This is a genomic window from Phocaeicola sartorii JCM 17136 = DSM 21941, assembly GCF_054653615.1.
In genome coordinates this window covers 3,767,037-3,783,262 of sequence record NZ_BAAIFW010000005.1, presented here as the reverse complement: position 1 = coordinate 3,783,262, position 16,226 = coordinate 3,767,037, and the positions used below count along the sequence as shown (strand labels likewise).

The 16,226-nt window shown below is 45.2% G+C and carries 10 protein-coding genes; 5 read left to right on the top strand and 5 right to left on the bottom strand.

Annotated elements, in window-relative coordinates; all coding sequences use genetic code 11:
• The first annotated feature begins 72 nt into the window (after positions 1 to 72).
• The 5 genes from ACYQ0C_RS16075 to ACYQ0C_RS16055 all read left to right on the top strand — a co-directional run bounded on the left by ACYQ0C_RS16075 (position 73) and on the right by ACYQ0C_RS16055 (position 10,287).
• Positions 73 to 3,474, top strand: a complete 3,402-nt coding sequence (locus ACYQ0C_RS16075; RefSeq protein ID WP_016275564.1) for a TonB-dependent receptor — start codon at positions 73 to 75, stop codon at positions 3,472 to 3,474.
• Between the two features lie 17 nt (positions 3,475 to 3,491).
• Complete coding sequence (locus ACYQ0C_RS16070; protein WP_016275565.1) at positions 3,492 to 5,303, top strand: RagB/SusD family nutrient uptake outer membrane protein; 1,812 nt, start codon at positions 3,492 to 3,494, stop codon at positions 5,301 to 5,303.
• A gap of 228 nt (positions 5,304 to 5,531) precedes the next feature.
• Positions 5,532 to 7,082 carry a Gfo/Idh/MocA family protein gene (locus ACYQ0C_RS16065; protein WP_016275567.1) on the top strand — a complete coding sequence of 517 codons (1,551 nt, stop codon included), beginning with the start codon at positions 5,532 to 5,534 and terminating at the stop codon, positions 7,080 to 7,082.
• A 397-nt stretch (positions 7,083 to 7,479) separates the two neighbouring features.
• Positions 7,480 to 9,258 carry a right-handed parallel beta-helix repeat-containing protein gene (locus ACYQ0C_RS16060; RefSeq protein WP_016275568.1) on the top strand — a complete coding sequence of 593 codons (1,779 nt, stop codon included), beginning with the start codon at positions 7,480 to 7,482 and terminating at the stop codon, positions 9,256 to 9,258.
• A gap of 255 nt (positions 9,259 to 9,513) precedes the next feature.
• Positions 9,514 to 10,287 carry a hypothetical protein gene (locus ACYQ0C_RS16055; RefSeq protein WP_016275569.1) on the top strand — a complete coding sequence of 258 codons (774 nt, stop codon included), beginning with the start codon at positions 9,514 to 9,516 and terminating at the stop codon, positions 10,285 to 10,287.
• A gap of 111 nt (positions 10,288 to 10,398) precedes the next feature.
• Here ACYQ0C_RS16055 and ACYQ0C_RS16050 read toward each other — a convergent pair whose 3' ends face one another.
• The 5 genes from ACYQ0C_RS16050 to ACYQ0C_RS16030 form a co-directional block, all read right to left on the bottom strand.
• A complete protein-coding gene (locus ACYQ0C_RS16050) occupies positions 10,399 to 12,438 on the bottom strand; it encodes an alpha-L-fucosidase (RefSeq protein WP_016275570.1) in 2,040 nt (679 codons plus the stop codon).
• A 22-nt stretch (positions 12,439 to 12,460) separates the two neighbouring features.
• A complete protein-coding gene (gene miaA, locus ACYQ0C_RS16045) occupies positions 12,461 to 13,372 on the bottom strand; it encodes a tRNA (adenosine(37)-N6)-dimethylallyltransferase MiaA (RefSeq protein WP_025077103.1) in 912 nt (303 codons plus the stop codon).
• A gap of 54 nt (positions 13,373 to 13,426) precedes the next feature.
• Positions 13,427 to 13,990 carry an IS1096 element passenger TnpR family protein gene (locus tag ACYQ0C_RS16040; RefSeq protein WP_016275572.1) on the bottom strand — a complete coding sequence of 188 codons (564 nt, stop codon included), beginning with the start codon at positions 13,988 to 13,990 and terminating at the stop codon, positions 13,427 to 13,429.
• 61 nt (positions 13,991 to 14,051) lie between these two features.
• Positions 14,052 to 14,819, bottom strand: a complete 768-nt coding sequence (lpxA, locus tag ACYQ0C_RS16035; RefSeq protein WP_016275573.1) for an acyl-ACP--UDP-N-acetylglucosamine O-acyltransferase — start codon at positions 14,817 to 14,819, stop codon at positions 14,052 to 14,054.
• Between the two features lie 16 nt (positions 14,820 to 14,835).
• Positions 14,836 to 16,221 (bottom strand): bifunctional UDP-3-O-[3-hydroxymyristoyl] N-acetylglucosamine deacetylase/3-hydroxyacyl-ACP dehydratase, encoded by a 1,386-nt coding sequence (locus ACYQ0C_RS16030; protein WP_016275574.1) that lies wholly within the window; start codon positions 16,219 to 16,221, stop codon positions 14,836 to 14,838.
• Positions 16,222 to 16,226: the final 5 nt, after the last annotated feature.

Genomic DNA, 16,226 nt, shown 5'->3' with positions numbered 1-16,226 from the left:
GACTATCCATAGCCTCTATCACTGTATTTTGAAAATCATGTTGATTTTAGTCTAATAAAGAATTATGTATTTATGAAAAAAACGAACCAGCGGTTATTTTATCCGCAAAAAGTAAAAAGGCAACTTTTTTGTGCCTTAGTGGCGTGTGCTGTTTGTGCAATACCTGTTAATGCCCAATCTGGTACCATCTCATTGAATAAGTCAAATGTTTCCATGCATACGATTATGCAGGAAGTGGAAGGACAAAGTGACTATACTTTTTTCTATAATGACAATCAGATCAAACTGGACAAAAAGGTTTCAGTAAAGGCTCAGAATGCTACTATTGAACAAGTCTTGGCCCAGATGTTTAAAAATTCTGGTTATACTTATAAGATAGTAAATAATCAGATCATTGTGTCAAAGGCGAATGCCGTGGCTGCTGTAGAAAAACAACAACAGCAGCAGGCAAAGAAAGTGACCGGTTGTGTGAAAGATGCTTTGGGAGAGCCTATCATCGGTGCTTCTGTAGTAGAGAAAGGGGCTCCGACCAATGGTACGATTACCGATTTCGATGGTAACTTTACATTGACAGTCTCGGGTAATGAATTGCAGATTAGCTATATCGGCTATCTTCCTCAAGTGGTAAAAGTGCAATCTGGAGTTACTTCTTATAATGTAACGTTGAAAGAAGACACGAAAACACTGGATGAAGTGGTAGTGATTGGTTACGGTACTCAAAAGAAAGTAAACTTGACCGGTGCTGTTGCTTCTGTCAGTACAGATGATATCAAAGACCGTGTGCAGACTAATGTTTTGTCTGCCGTACAAGGAACCGTTCCCGGTGTAACTATTATTTCTCGTCCGGGTTCAACACCTTCTATTAATTTCCGTGGTCGTGGTAACTTGGGAACTTCTGCTCCATTATACGTGATCGATGGTGCTATTGCAGATGCTACGGTATTTTCCAATCTTGATCCGAACACGATTGAGTCAATTTCATTCTTGAAAGATGCTGCTTCCTCGGCCATTTACGGTTCTCGTGCAGCCTATGGAGTTGTATTGGTTACGACTAAAGGAGGAAAGGCAGAGAAAATGAATGTGGCTTATAGTGGATATGTCGGAGTCAAAACTCCGACTTATTTACCGGATGTCCTTGATTCATGGGATTATGCGACCTTATTAAATGAAGCTAAATATAACGCCAATCCTTCAGGAGGAAAAAATCAGGCTTATACGAATGAAGAAATCGGATGGTTTAGAGATGGCAGCAATCCCGATTACTATCCAAATACGAATTGGGCTGATCTGGTATTGGACAAACATGTGCTGACTACCCAACATTCTTTGAACTTTAGCGGAGGCAGTGAGAAAGTACGTTTCTTTAGCAGTGTGGGCTATGTATTTAATGATAATTTCATGCCGGGGGTTACTGACGATCGTTATAATCTGAATCTTAACCTTCAAAGTGATGTCACCAAATGGCTGACTTTGAAAACCGGAGTGAAGTATATTCGTAATAGTTCTGATACAAAAAACGGCACTCCATGGATTGCCAATTTTGTTTTGGTTCCTTCTATTATGGTGGCTCAGCAGTCTAATGGCGAATGGGGTAGTATAGCCGGAGGTAAGGATGCAACACAAACCTTTATGAATAGTAATCCACTCCGTACGCTTAGTTTTGACAACTGGAGCAAAAGTACTACGGAAAATACCATGTATGATTTGGGTTTTGATTTGAAACCTATTGAGAACTTGGTCATTTCGGGACAATTGGATTATAAGCGTTATGAATATAAAAGCAAGAGTTATTCGGCTGAGTATCCTGAAGTAGTACATTTTGAAACAGGAAAGGAAATTCCCGGTACGGGCAACAGTAGTCCGAACTCAATGAGTATGTATTGGATCAGCAACAGCAATATGATGACTACTCTTACTGCCAAGTATGATTTGAAACTGGGACAACATGCGGTGAATTTTCTGGTTGGTACATCCTATGAGCATTATAAGTATGAACGGTTATATAGTAAACGAACAGATTTTGTAAGCGATGGTCTGGAAGATATAGAACAAGGTAATAATATTTCAAAAGATTTACCTGATGGACGTGGTATTGTGGAGAGCAAAATGCTTTCTTACTTTGGTCGTATAAACTATTCATATAAAGACCGTTACTTGTTTGAAGCCAATCTTCGTGCTGATGCTTCCTCGCGTTTCCATAAGGACAACCGTTGGGGATGGTTCCCTTCTTTCTCCGCCGGATGGCGTATCAGCGAAGAATCGTTCATGAAACCGATAACTTGGCTGAATAACTTGAAACTGAGAGCTTCGTATGGTACGTTGGGTAATATCAACAATGTAGGATATTATGACTATTTTGAATTGCTGAGCAGCAATGCAAATTATAATTTTAATGATGAGCCGGTGAAGGGGGTGCTTGAAGCGCAGATTACTAACAAGACTTTGGGTTGGGAGACTGTAGCTTTGGCGGACTTCGGTTTGGATGTAGATTTGTTCGATAATAAACTAAGTGTGACTGCCGATTATTATATCAAAAACACTAAAGATATCTTGTTGGGCTATAACGTTCCGGCAGAAACGGGTATTTGGACAAAACCGGTTATGAATTTGGCCAAAGTCCGTAATACAGGTTTTGAATTGGCAGCAACCTACCGCAATAAGATTGGTGACCTGTCTTATTCTGTAAGTGGTAACATTGCTACTAATAACAATGAAATCGTAACCTTGGCCGGATCAGACAATATGATACAGAATGGTGGAGATGTAGTCAGATATATTCTGAAAGAAGGAGAAGCCATCGGTTCTTATTATGGCCTGGAAACGGATGGATTGTATACCCAGGAAGAGATTGATGCGGGACATTATTATAAATACGGACGCAAGCCTAATGCCGGTGACATTAAGTATGTACCCCAGCGTGAAAATGTGGAATGGGGAGATGACATTACCGATGATGACCGCACTATTATTGGCAAAGATGTACCCGATTTTACTTATGGTATAAATATCAATTTGCAATGGAAGAATTTTGAATTGTCGGCATTTGGCCAAGGCGTTTCCGGTACCAGTGTGGCTTTTGAGTCAGAACAGGTGTTTGCCTTTATGTTGAATTCTAATCCGAGAAAGTATCATTTAAGTCGTTGGAATGAAGATAATCCGAATCCAAATGCAGCATGTCCCCGTTTGTATGGAGGTACTTACTATGATGAATATAATAAGCATTTCTCTGATTACCAGTTGTTTGATGCCGATTACTTCCGTATTAAGACCATCAGCCTGGGATATATGGTTCCGAAGGATGCGGTAACTCGTTGGGGATTGTCTTCCCTTAAATTCTTCCTTACCGGCGAGAACTTGTTTACCTTCCGTGCCGACAAAGACATGAAGGACTTTGATCCCGAATCCTCTACCGGACGTGGTATCAGTGCTTTTGGTGCTAAATCTGTAGCCTTTGGTGTTAACGTATCATTCTAATTCAAAAAAATAAAATTATGAAATTCAACATTAAATATATCACATTTTCTGCACTGCTGTGTGCATCTATGGTTTCATGTGATTTGGACGTTGTTCCACCTTCTGATATATCTACCGAGACTTTCTGGAAAAACGAGAAAGATGCTTGGAATGGATTGAACGCGTTGTATGCAGAACTCCCGGGCATGGATATCTGGGATGAAATGTATACCGATAACGCGCATAGCCATAAACCGTGGGAAGGTCCCTATGAGTTGGTACAAACCAATGGTATCACGGCAGGGAATGATTTTGGTTATGGTTATAGTACAGTCCGCATAGCCAATAATTTTATCATCAATGTAGATAAATGTGATATCAGTGAAGGACTGAAGGAACGTATGAAGGCAGAAGCCCGTTTCTTCCGTGCCTGGCAGTATTTACAACTGACTACGAAGTTTGGCAAGGCCTATCTTTTTACTGATGTGCCCGAATATAATGCACCTTATGCAAAACGCGATCCGGCAGAAAAAGTACAGGCTTTTATTTTGAGCGAGCTGAATGAAATAGCCGAAATACTTCCTGATGAATATGATGGCAGTTATTTGTATGAGTCAAGCCGTATTACCCGTGCCGCTGCTTTGGCTTTGCGTGCCCGCGCTGCCCTTTATTTCGGTAACTATACAGAGGCTGAGGCTTCTGCCGGCAAAGTGATATCGGAAGGACATCATTCCTTGTTCCGTGTAACTTCTTTGAATGCGGCACAACAGCAGGAAGCCGATGAAATGGAGAAATATATTGATTTTGCTGAAGTGGGTATTGACAAAGACAAGTTTGTAAAAGGATTGTTCAGTTATGAAACCTTGTGGCACAAAGAGAATGCCAATCCGGGTAATCCTGAATATATCCTGACACGTGAATACATGGCAGATGATAATAACTGTGATTGGACTCGTTATACATATATTCGTCCCAGTCAGATGGGATCTGGATACTCTTCTTTTGAGCCCATGCAGGATCTGGTGGATGCCTATTGGAGCATTGATGGAAAAACTCTTCCTGAAATTCCTTCCGAAGAAACCAGACGTGCACGTTTTGCCGATATGTGGATGAAGTATTTTGCAGAGCCGGTGGGAGAAACTTATAAATCGGTTGCTCCGGCAGTGTTCCGTGAAAAGGTGCCTACATTGGACATCAAGTCAATCCCTTATATGCAGGAGTTCCGTAATCGTGACAGCCGTTTGTATGCTTCTATTTTATTTCCATTGAAAGGATGGCAGGAAACGGACTTCTCCGGTGATTTCTATTATATGTGGGATCCTTTGAAAGCCGGATCAGATGGAAATGAATCTTGGACCGGATATAATTACCGTAAGTTGGTTTCTCTTACTCCTTATCAAGGTTGGCAGAGTGTGGAGGATTATCCGATCATTCGCTATGCTGAGGTTTTGTTGACTTATGCTGAAGCTCGTGTACAAAATAATGGTTGGGATGAAAAAGTTCAGCATGCTTTGAATGATTTGCGCGACCGTTGCGGTATGCCCAATGTCCCGAACAGTCTGTCAAAAGATGCGGCTCTTGAGTTGGTACGCAATGAGCGTCGTATTGAGCTGGCAGCCGAAGGTCATCGTTACGATGATATACGTCGTTACGGATTGGAATATTGTCGTGAGGCGATGAATGGCGAAAGTACAGCACCTTGTGGAGGATTTGATCCGGTGAAAAAAGAATGGCAAAAATATGTTGTAATAGATAAAGTATGGGGAGATCGTTTGCTCCTGATGCCTATTCCGACTTCTGCCATGGACGTGAATCCGCTGTTGAAAGATGACCAGAACCCTGGATACTGATGATTCTTCTTTTCTTCAACTTTTTTGAATAAACAATGAAAAAGGCTTGTTTTTCCATGTCCAATGGACAGCAAGCCTTTGTTTATCCTTCTGAATGACAATGAATGGAAATACATGGATTCTAAAAAAATCACTTCCACTAGGGGGGGAAAGGTCCTTTATAGGCGTATTTATTATGTGTTCGTGCATAAACCGATTCATTTATTATTTATTTATAAAACAATTATCATGAAAAAAATCAAACTATTACTCGTAGCCGGCGCATGTGTTGTGCTGAGTGCATGTTCACCTCAGGCTCCTACTGTCCATACGACCGATAAAGGTACGCAATGGGAGTGGAACGAGGGAACTATTGTTGTAAAAAGCCCCGAACGTCCTGCCGGACAAAAAAGCGTGATCGGACTTACTGCTCCTAAAATGGAGGTGGTGCGTGTAGGCTTTGTTGGCTTGGGAATGCGTGGTCCCGGAGCTGTATCGCGTTTCACCCATATTCCCGGCACCCAAATCGTGGCGTTTTGTGATTATGACCCTAAACGTGCGGAAGCATGCCAGAACATTTTAAAGAAAGCTTCTATGCCGAAAGCGGCAATCTACTCGGGTGAGACAGGTTACGAGGAACTTTGTAAACGTGATGATATTGATTTGGTATATATCGCCGCAGACTGGTTGCACCACTTCCCCATTGCCAAATGCGCATTGGAGAACGGCAAGCACGTAGCCATCGAGGTACCTTCTGCCATGAACCTGCAGGAATGCTGGGATCTTGTCAACTTGAGCGAGACAACACGCAAGCACTGCTTCATTCTGGAAAACTGCTGCTATGACTGGTTTGAGATGAATACGCTGAACATGGCGCAGAACGGTGTGTTCGGTGAGGTAATCCGTGCACAAGGAGCTTACATCCACAACCTCAGCGATTTCTGGGATTATTACTGGAAAAACGGTGAAAACGACAAACTGGGCTGGCGTCTGGAATTCAATATGCGTCATCGTGGCGATGTGTATGCTACACACGGCCTTGGCCCTGTGGCACAAGTTTTGGATATTCACCGTGGCGACCGTATGAAGACACTGACTGCCATGGATACCAAATCAGTAGTAGGAAAAGGATTGGTAGAAGCCAAAACAGGTTCAGAATGCACTAATTTCCGTAATGGAGATCACACTACGACTATGATTCGTACCGAAAACGGTAAAGTGATCGAAATACAACACAATGTAATGACTCCGCAACCCTATAACCGTTTGTATCAATTGACAGGCGTGAAAGGGTTCGCCAACAAATATCCTACAGAAGGCTACGCATTGGGAGCTGATCAGCTGAGTGCTTCAGGAGTACAACCCAAGGTGGACAATCTCAGCTCACACGGATTCCTGCCACAAGCTGAAATGGATGCTTTGGTTGAGAAATACCAGCACCCTATTCTGAAGAAGTATGGTGAAATAGCCAAAGAGGTAGGCGGACACGGGGGTATGGACTTTATCATGGACAGCCGTCTGGTATATTGTTTGCAGAATGGTCTGCCTCTGGATATGGATGTGTATGACCTTGCCGAGTGGTGCGCACTGGCCGAACTGGGTGAGATATCTATGGACAATAACTGCGCTGCTGTAGAATTCCCCGACTTCACTCGTGGAGAATGGAACGTGGTGAAAGGCTACAAGCATGCTTATGCAAGCCCGGAAGAAGAACAGGCAAGTATGGAAAAAGCCAAAGCATTCACCGCTAAACTGAAAGAACAGGGAGCCAAAGAATGGGCGGCGGAAGCTGACAAATAATGTAGCATTTAAGTGAAGTGTATCGAGTTTATGTTGTTCTTAAGCATCTGTGCCCAAGGGGGATGCGGTTTATATGACTGCATCTGCTCCAAAGTGGAGAACGGGTGGTGCGGATGCTTGGAACAAGGTGAAAGGATATCATGACACTTTCTAAAATAATTTTATAACATTCTATTTAAAAATAGTAACAAGGATAAGGAAAGGGGGAGTGCAGCTGGGGCTGCATTTCCTTTTTGTTTGCCAGTAGAAAGAGGTTGCTTTCAAGCCTTTTTCATGCTTGTGTTTTGTTTCAAGTCTATGTTAAAAGAATTTAAACAAATCTGATTAATAGATTGGGCTATTTCCTTTCACTGTATCTTTAAACTTCAATACGATTAATTCTTAATTCTAACTGAAAATGAAATTATTATCTGTTTTATCATTGAGTCTGGTGTTATCGTGCACCACTCTTTCTGCTCAGAAAGTCTATGAAATCTCTGCTTTCGGTCTGAAAGCCAATAGCAGTAAAAATGCCTCTCCGGTTCTTCAAAAAGCGCTTGCCAAGATAAAGGCGGAATATAAGGAAGGTGAGAAGGTAATCCTCCGTTTTCCCGAAGGGCGTTATGAATTTCATGAAAAAGGAGCCGCTGTGCGCGAGTATTATATTTCCAATCACGACCAAACGAATCCCAAGAAAGTAGGTATCGCATTAGAGGACATGAAGAATCTGACATTAGACGGGCAAGGTTCCAAATTTGTATTTCACGGCAGGATGTTGCCTGTTTCCTTGTTGCGTTCAGAGAACTGTCTGTTAAAGAACTTCAGCATCGATTTCGAGAACCCCCATATTGCCCAGGTGAAGATCGTAGAAAACGATCCGCAGGATGGAATTGTTTTTGAACCGGCTCCGTGGGTCGATTATCGCATTGCTAAAGATTCCATATTCGAGGCTTATGGTGAAGGATGGACCATGAGACACTCGTGGGGAATTGCTTTTGACGGGGATACCAAACATCTGGTTTACAATACCAGTGACATAGGTTGTCCGACGAAAGGAGCCAGTGAGGTGGCTCCGCGCCGTATCCATGCTCCGGGGTGGAAAGATGCCCGCCTGGTGCCGGGGACAGTGGTGGCCATGCGTGGCTGGGGACGTCCCACACCCGGTATATTCCTTTCCCATGATGTCAATACAACGATTGAGAATGTGAAGGTACATTATGCGGAAGGCATGGGATTGTTGGCACAGCTTTGTGAAAATATTACACTTGAGAAATTTGGCGTATGTTTGAAAGGGGATGCCGATCCGCGTTATTTTACCACGCAGGCAGATGCGACCCATTTTTCCGGTTGTAAGGGTAAGATTGTGTCTTGCAACGGGTTGTATGAGGGGATGATGGATGATGCCATCAATGTACATGGCACTTATTTGAAAGTGGTGAAACGGGTGGACGACCGTACCTTGGTGGGCCGCTATATGCATGGTCAGTCGTGGGGATTCGAGTGGGGATGCCCGGGTGATGAGGTGCAGTTTATCCGTTCGAATACGATGGAACTGGTCGGAAAACAGAATAAGATCACTTCTATCCGTCCTTATGACAAAGAACAGACCGAAGGCGCGCGAGAGTTCCTGATTACGTTTCAGGAACCGGTAGACCAGGTAATTAATGAACAAAGTGGTTTCGGAATAGAGAACCTCACATGGACTCCTGAAGTTTTGTTTTCCGGTAATGTGATCCGTAATAACCGTGCACGCGGTTCTTTGTTCAGTACCCCGCGCAAGACTATCGTCGAGAATAACTTGTTTGACCATACTTCGGGAGCTGCTATTCTGCTTTGCGGCGATTGCAACGGTTGGTTTGAGACCGGTGCCTGCCGTCATGTCATTATCCGTAAGAACCGTTTTGTAAACGCGCTGACTAATCTGTTCCAGTTTACCAATGCGGTTATCTCCATCTATCCGGAGATTCCCGACCTGAAGGGACAGCAGCAATATTTCCACGGCGGACCCGAGGGTGGCATTGTGATTGAAGACAATGAGTTTGAAACCTTCGACGCTCCTATTCTTTATGCCAAGTCTGTCGATGGGTTGGTCTTCCGCAATAACACCATTAAGTTGAATACGGAATACAAACCGTTCCATCCTAACCGGAACCGCTTCTGGCTGGAAAGGGTGACGAATGTGACGATTGCCGAATAAATATTTTCCCCTTGTTTGCAGAGATGTAGTTACAGGCGGAAGAAAGTCTGAATAGTAAGATTAGATAAAGTTATCAGCTGTAAGGGTGGAAATTTCCTCCTTTACAGCTGATTTTTTTATCGGTCTTATCTTATTGTTTTTTCCCTGTCAGTTTCATGAATCCTAGTCTTGTTGTAGAGATAAAATATTTACTAATTTGATTTAGACAACAAGAATTATATTGCTATCTTTGGCAGGATAAAACTAATATTGAATATGAAAAATTGGGTTGTAAAGCTGTTACTGTTACTTTTCATTCCTTCTTTTGTGGGAATTTTGTTCACCGTTACCCTGGGTTTTAATCCGGGTGGTTGGTTACAAATTGCGACGTATGCTTTCCCTCCGTTACTCACTCTTGCCGGGGGAGCTTTTATGGTTGCTTCAAGATGGAAAGTCCCTTTCCTTATATTAATGGCGGTTGCAAGTGTGGCTTTCACTATTCCTTTGCAGAACTGGCTGTTTCATTCGGCGGACGAGGTGGTGTGTTATCATGCTGTTACCGATTTGTATAATCCGGAGAACAATGCCCTGTATTTCACTTTCGATACTCTTGAAGTGGATTATGCCAGAAAGAGCAGTGTGACTGTCACTCGTGAGGTGACGCGAAGTATGGGCAGACACCGCTATCGTAAGGAACAGAAACAATATCATTTTTCTGTAGCTCCTGCATTTACCGATTCATTGCCCCGCCATAAGTATGAGGAGCGGGAAGTTAAGGCATGGGTGGTTCCGGTGAGGCATGAGAAAGGACAACCCGTTCTATGTTATGAGCGTTGTACTTTTGATTTGGATGATTACCAGAAAGCGATTGACCGCTCCCGTTGCAAGCTTCATCATCCTCAAGCTCCGGTTATACGGCCTTTGTATTCACAGTTCATCACCCGGCAGGAATGGAGAGGGATCTTTCTGAATGTTGCATGGATGGTACTTTCCGTGCTGATAGTGTTAGGGGTGATTCTGAATTATCAAGCGGACAGGAAGAAAGCATGATATCAGAACGGTGTGGACCAGGACTGATTATGTGCCGGCCAGGTTACTTCCCCCGGACATTTCATAACAGAAACATCCGGGGGGGGACTTCTTTTTATTTCTAGCAAAGCTTTATCTTGCCTCTACATTCAGATTGGATAATTCTGTATCCTTATGGATGGATGGCAGATTGTTCTGTCTTACCACAACCGTATGAAGCTTCCCTTTTGCCACTTGTGGCAAAATGAATTTCTGCTTGTAGACAACTTGTTCCGCTGACGGACGAAGCAGGTAGCCTGTTTCTTTCTCGAAGCGGTTGTACATTCTTACCACAATTTGGTTACGGCCTTTTTGAAGCGGCAGCAGCACCTTCTCTTCACGGAACTTGCAGCGGTAGGGGTTGAGGTGTTTCATGACCGACTTGCCGTTCAGATAGACTTCGATACCGTTTCCGGCACCTACATCTACTAAAACATCCTGCGCTTTGGGCGATTCCACCTGCTGCATCAGGAAATAACTTTCCAGAATATTGCTGGGGAACATGGCTTTTTCCTCATTCACTTCTTTCCATTGTCCTTTTCTTACCGGTGCTTTGTCCGGATCGGTATGGATGGTGGCAGGAGCGTCGAACAATCCGCTGCCCGGTCCGCAGAGGTAACGTTGCCCCCATACGGTCTTGGAAGATAGGTTCAAAGCTTGTGCCTTGCCTGCGTCAAGAGTTATTGTATAAGGCGTTCCGTCCACTTCAACCAGTAATTCCTTGCCGGCCTCCTGCGGGGTATAGGTAAATTCCAGTGCATTGAGGTTGGATTTGTTGATGCTCCATTGATAGCTTACCGTACTTCGGTAGTTGCTGTAATAATCGAAGCAGGAATAACTATAATTAGGAGTGCGCTGTGCAGCCATAGGTTGCGGTTCCACCGGTTGGTCGAACGTGGCGCAAATCACTTGGATGTCTTTGCCGTATGCGTCGGCGGGCAGTGTGAAGATCAGGTCCTGCCCTTTCTGAATCGCTTCTATGTCTGCTTTTTGCAGTTTGCATCCCGGCACGTTCAACGTGATTTTGCCATCGGCAGGGCGGCTGCCCGATAAGATGAGGTAGAGGTTATTGCCTTTGCGGGTAATGGTTCCCCAGTCGAATTGCTCGCGGAAAGGAGAGGCTTCCGTGCCATAGATGGCTTCACCGTTTTTCTGTAACCAGGCACCGATTTCTTTCAGCACTTCCCTTTCAAAGGGAACTACGGAACCGTCGCCTTTGGGGCCGATGTTCAGCAGGAAGTTTCCACCGTGGGAAACCACATTGATCAGGCTGCGCAGTTTTTCCATCGCTTTGGTGTGGACGTCCCCTCTTTTCTGCCAGGAACGGTAGCTCCAGGTTTCATCGAACATGGATGCGGCTGTTTGCCATGCGGTCTGCAGGGAGCCTTCGGGGTATGTGTTGTCTGCCATGACACTGAAGTCATACTGATCATTGCCCAGCCGGCCGCTTACCATACAGTCCGGTTGCAATCTGTGCACCAGTTGATACAGTTCCTTGCTTTGTTCAGGAGTGTTGGAACCCATGTCAAACCAAAGTTCGGAGATGGGACCGTAGTGGGTCAGCAGTTCGGTCACTTGGGCTTTGGTGAATTCGTGATGCTGTGGGGTGATGAAATCACAGTTGTGGCTGGAGATGGGATAGGCTTGCGGAAAATGCCAGTCTATCAGTGAGAAATAGATGCCGAAGTTGATTCCGCCGCGTTTGCAAGCTTCCGCCATCTCTTTTACGAAGTCGCGTTTGCCGGGGGTGGCATCGTATGAATTATAGTCGGTGGTGGCTGTACGGAACATACAGAAACCGTCGTGGTGCTTGGTGGTAATGACGATGGAGCGCATACCGGCTTCTTTGGCCAGTGACACGATAGCGTCTGCATCGAACAGGGTAGGATTGAACCGTAAGGCGGTATCTCCATACCAGTCACTGAAGATGCCGGCAAACGACTGTATCTGTTCACTGTATCCCCGGGTGACGGGTTTGCCTTCCCATACGCCTCCCAGTTCGGAATAAAGGCCGAAGTGGATGAACATGGAATACTTGTTCTGATGCCATTTCCCGAAGGCTTCTTTCGAGATTTGGGCGGTTGCTCCCAGGCTTATGATGCAAGCCATGATGACGGTCAGTAATTTTTTCATGAACGTAAATAGAGGTTAGTGATTAGTGATTAGTGGTTAGTGATGAGTGAATATATTGCAAAATCTCTGTCTGCTGGTCGGGGTGGAACCAGGCGATGTCTTTGTCCCGTTTGAACCAGGTCATCTGCTTACGGGAGTAGATGCGGGAATTCTGTTTGATTTTCTCAATCGCAAATTCCAGTGTCCATTCTCCGTCCAGGTACTTGAACATTTCCTTGTAGCCTACCGTGTTGAGCGAGTTCAGCTGCCGGTAAGGGTATACCTGCCGGGCTTCTTCCAGCAAGCCGTCCTGCATCATGAGGTCCACACGGCGGTTGATGCGGTCATACAATTCTTCGCGGTCGCGGGTCAGTCCTATCTTGATGATACGGAAAGGACGTTCCTTGTGCGTGCGGGTACGGAAAGAGGTATAGGTTTTTCCGGTCATGTAGCATATTTCCAGGGCGTGTATCACTCGTTTGGGATTCTTCAGATCCACTATTTTATAATACTCCGGGTCCAGCAGTTTTAGTTCGGCGCAAAGAGAGTCCAGCCCTTCCTGTTCGTAACGTTGCAGCATCAGCTGGCGTGTTTCGTTGTCCACGGTGGGGATATCATCTATGCCTTTGCAGATGGCGTCTATGTACATCATGGACCCTCCGGTCAGTACTACGGTGTCATGTTTTTGGTACAGGATGTCCAGTTGTGCCAGTACATCTGTTTCGTATTGTGCGGCGCTGTAATAGTCCGTCAGTTGTAATGTCCCGACAAAATAATGCGGAACACGCGCCAGTTGCCCGGGGGTAGGGGCGGCGGTTCCTATCTTCAGATCCGCATACAGTTGGCGTGAGTCTGCCGAGACAATGGATGTCCGGAAGTGTTCGGCAATGGAAAGGCTTAGTTCGGTCTTTCCTACACCGGTAGGGCCGATAAGGACGATAAGGGTGTCACACATGGTCTTTTGATGAAAAAGAGAGGGGCGGACGTTCACCGTCCGCCCCTGTTAAGATTAATAGTTTTCTTGCTCGTACGGGTCCGGTGAGGAGGCACCGCCCATATCGAATCCTTCGGGATCAAAGTCTTCCATATCGAAGTCCTGGTCGCCATAAAAGTTCTCGTCTATATCCAGATTTCCGCTATTGTTTTTGGCCATCATCTCGTCAAAGTCGATGGTTTGTTTCGGGGCTTCTCCGGCTTTGCGCGAGCATATTGCTTTGTCAAGGTCTTTGCCGGTGATAATTTCCGACAGTTCAATGAAGAACACCCGTTCTGCCAGCGGATCGAATACATACAGCAATTTTTGCTTTTCGTCCTCCACCAAATCGCTCAGGCGGGTCTCTTTCATGATGTAGCTGTCTTCTTCCGAACTGCTTCCCATATCTTCCAGCGTGATTTCCTGATCTTTCTCCCAGTCGTCATCACAAATGAAGAAAGAGGTCATCTGATCGTCTTTATATCCTGTCGCTTTCAATATCGCTTCGTGCAAATCAAAGAAAGTCGCTTCCGAATCTATCTTTATTTCTCTTATAAAATCATCGACTTCGTCAGAGATTATTGTAAATCTGTAAACCATATATTTCTACTATATACTATATAACTTTTTTTTCGTGCAGTAAAGTTATAAAAAAACTTTGTTATCTGATGATACCTCTTTGAGAATTTTCTATGAAAGAAATAATATATTCTATTTCCTTGCTCATAGGTATTTCTTTGCGCACTTGTTCCAAGGCATCGGTAACGTTCATACCGCTCTGATAAATAATGCGATAGGTGTTGTGTATATTCTCTATTAGTTCATTGGAGAATCCGCGGCGGCGGAGTCCTACGATATTGATTCCGGCGTAGGCTATGGGTTCGCGTCCTGCTATAATATAAGGAGGGATGTCCTTGCTGAAGCGTGAGCCGCCCTGTACCATTACGTAACCGCCTACCCGGCAGAACTGGTGCATCAATACGGCACCACTGATGATGGCGTTATCATCAATGATGATTTCGCCTGCCATCTTGGTGGCGTTGCCTATGATACAGCCGCTGCCTATGATGGCATCATGCGCCACGTGCACTCCTTCCATCAACAGGTTGTTACTGCCCACTACGGTCTTGCCTTTAGCCGCTGTACCACGATTGATGGTCACATTCTCGCGAATGGTGTTGTTGTCGCCTATTTCGGCAGTCGTTTCTTCACCGCGGAATTTCAAATCCTGGGGAATAGCGCCTATAACAGCTCCCGGAAAAATGGTGTTGCCGTTTCCTATGCGTGAGCCATACAGAATGTTGGCGTTAGGCATGATTGTATTGTTATCGCCGATAACTACATTCTTGTCGATAAACACAAAAGGACCGATCTCTACATTCTCACCAATCTTTGCTTCGGGATGTATATATGCTAATGGACTAATCATGTTGTTTTTTTAGTGGTTATTTGTTTTTTACTATTTGTGCCATAAACTCGGCTTCGCAGACTACTTTCTCGCCTACGAACACGTATCCTTTCATGGTGGAGATGCCCCGGCGGATAGGAGCCAACAATTCTACACGGAACAACAAGGTGTCTCCCGGCACTACTTTCTGACGGAATTTCACTCCGTCTATCTTCATGAAGTAGGTGGAGTATCTTTCGGGTTCGTCCACAGAGTTCAGAACAAGCAGACCGCCGCATTGTGCCATGGCTTCCACTTGAAGCACACCCGGCATGACAGGTTCCTGCGGAAAGTGTCCCTGGAAGAAAGGTTCGTTGGCCGTTACGTTTTTCACACCGACAATGTGGTTGGCACCGATGGCGACAACCTTGTCCACCAACTGGAACGGATAACGGTGCGGGAGCAACTCGCGGATGCGGTTTACGTCCATGATGGGGGTCTCATTACAGTTATAGGATGGAGCCTGTATTTCGTGAAGTTTGATTTCTTTGCGTATCTGGCGGGCGAACTTGTTGTTGATGGTGTGGCCCGGACGGGTGGCGATGATACGGCCTTTGATGGGCTTGCCTATCAGTGCCAGGTCGCCGATGATGTCCAGCAGTTTGTGGCGTGCCGGTTCGTTGTCCCATACCAGAGGGATATGATTGATATAGCCCAGTTTGGTGGCATCCATGTGGGGGACACCCATCACATCCGCCAGTTTGTCATAGTTTTCCTGGCTCATCTCTTTTTCGTAGATTACGATGGCGTTGTCCAGGTCACCTCCTTTGATCAGTCCGGCACCCAGCAGGGGTTCTATTTCGCGGACGAATACAAAGGTACGCGCGGAGGCTACCTCGGTGGGGAATTTGGCCATGTCTTCCAGTGTGGCGAACTGATTGGACAGTATTTTGGACTGATAAGAGATCAGGGCGTTCACACTGAAATTCTCGTCCGGAAGGACGATGATGGAAGAGCCGTTTTCCTCGTCTCTGAATTCGATTTTTGATTTAATGATATAGTAGTCCTTTACCGCATTCTGTTCCTCGATTCCTACGCGTTGTATATTTTCCACATACGCTTTGGCGCTGCCGTCCAGAATAGGAAATTCGGGACCGCTTACCTGGATCAGGCAGTTGTCTATGCCGGCTGCATAAAGAGCTGCCAGCGCATGCTCTACGGTACTTACTTTTATTCCGTTTTTCATCAGCACGGTGCCGCGGGTGGTATCGCCTACGTTCTCTGCTACGGCATCGATTATTGGTTGTCCTTCAAGGTCAATTCGTTGGATTTTGTACCCGTGGTTGTCCGGTGCAGGATTGAATGTCACCGTCAAGTTTACTCCGGTGTGAAGGCCTTTCCCGTTTAAAGAAAAACTGCCTCTTAATGTCTTCTGTTTCAACATGGGGT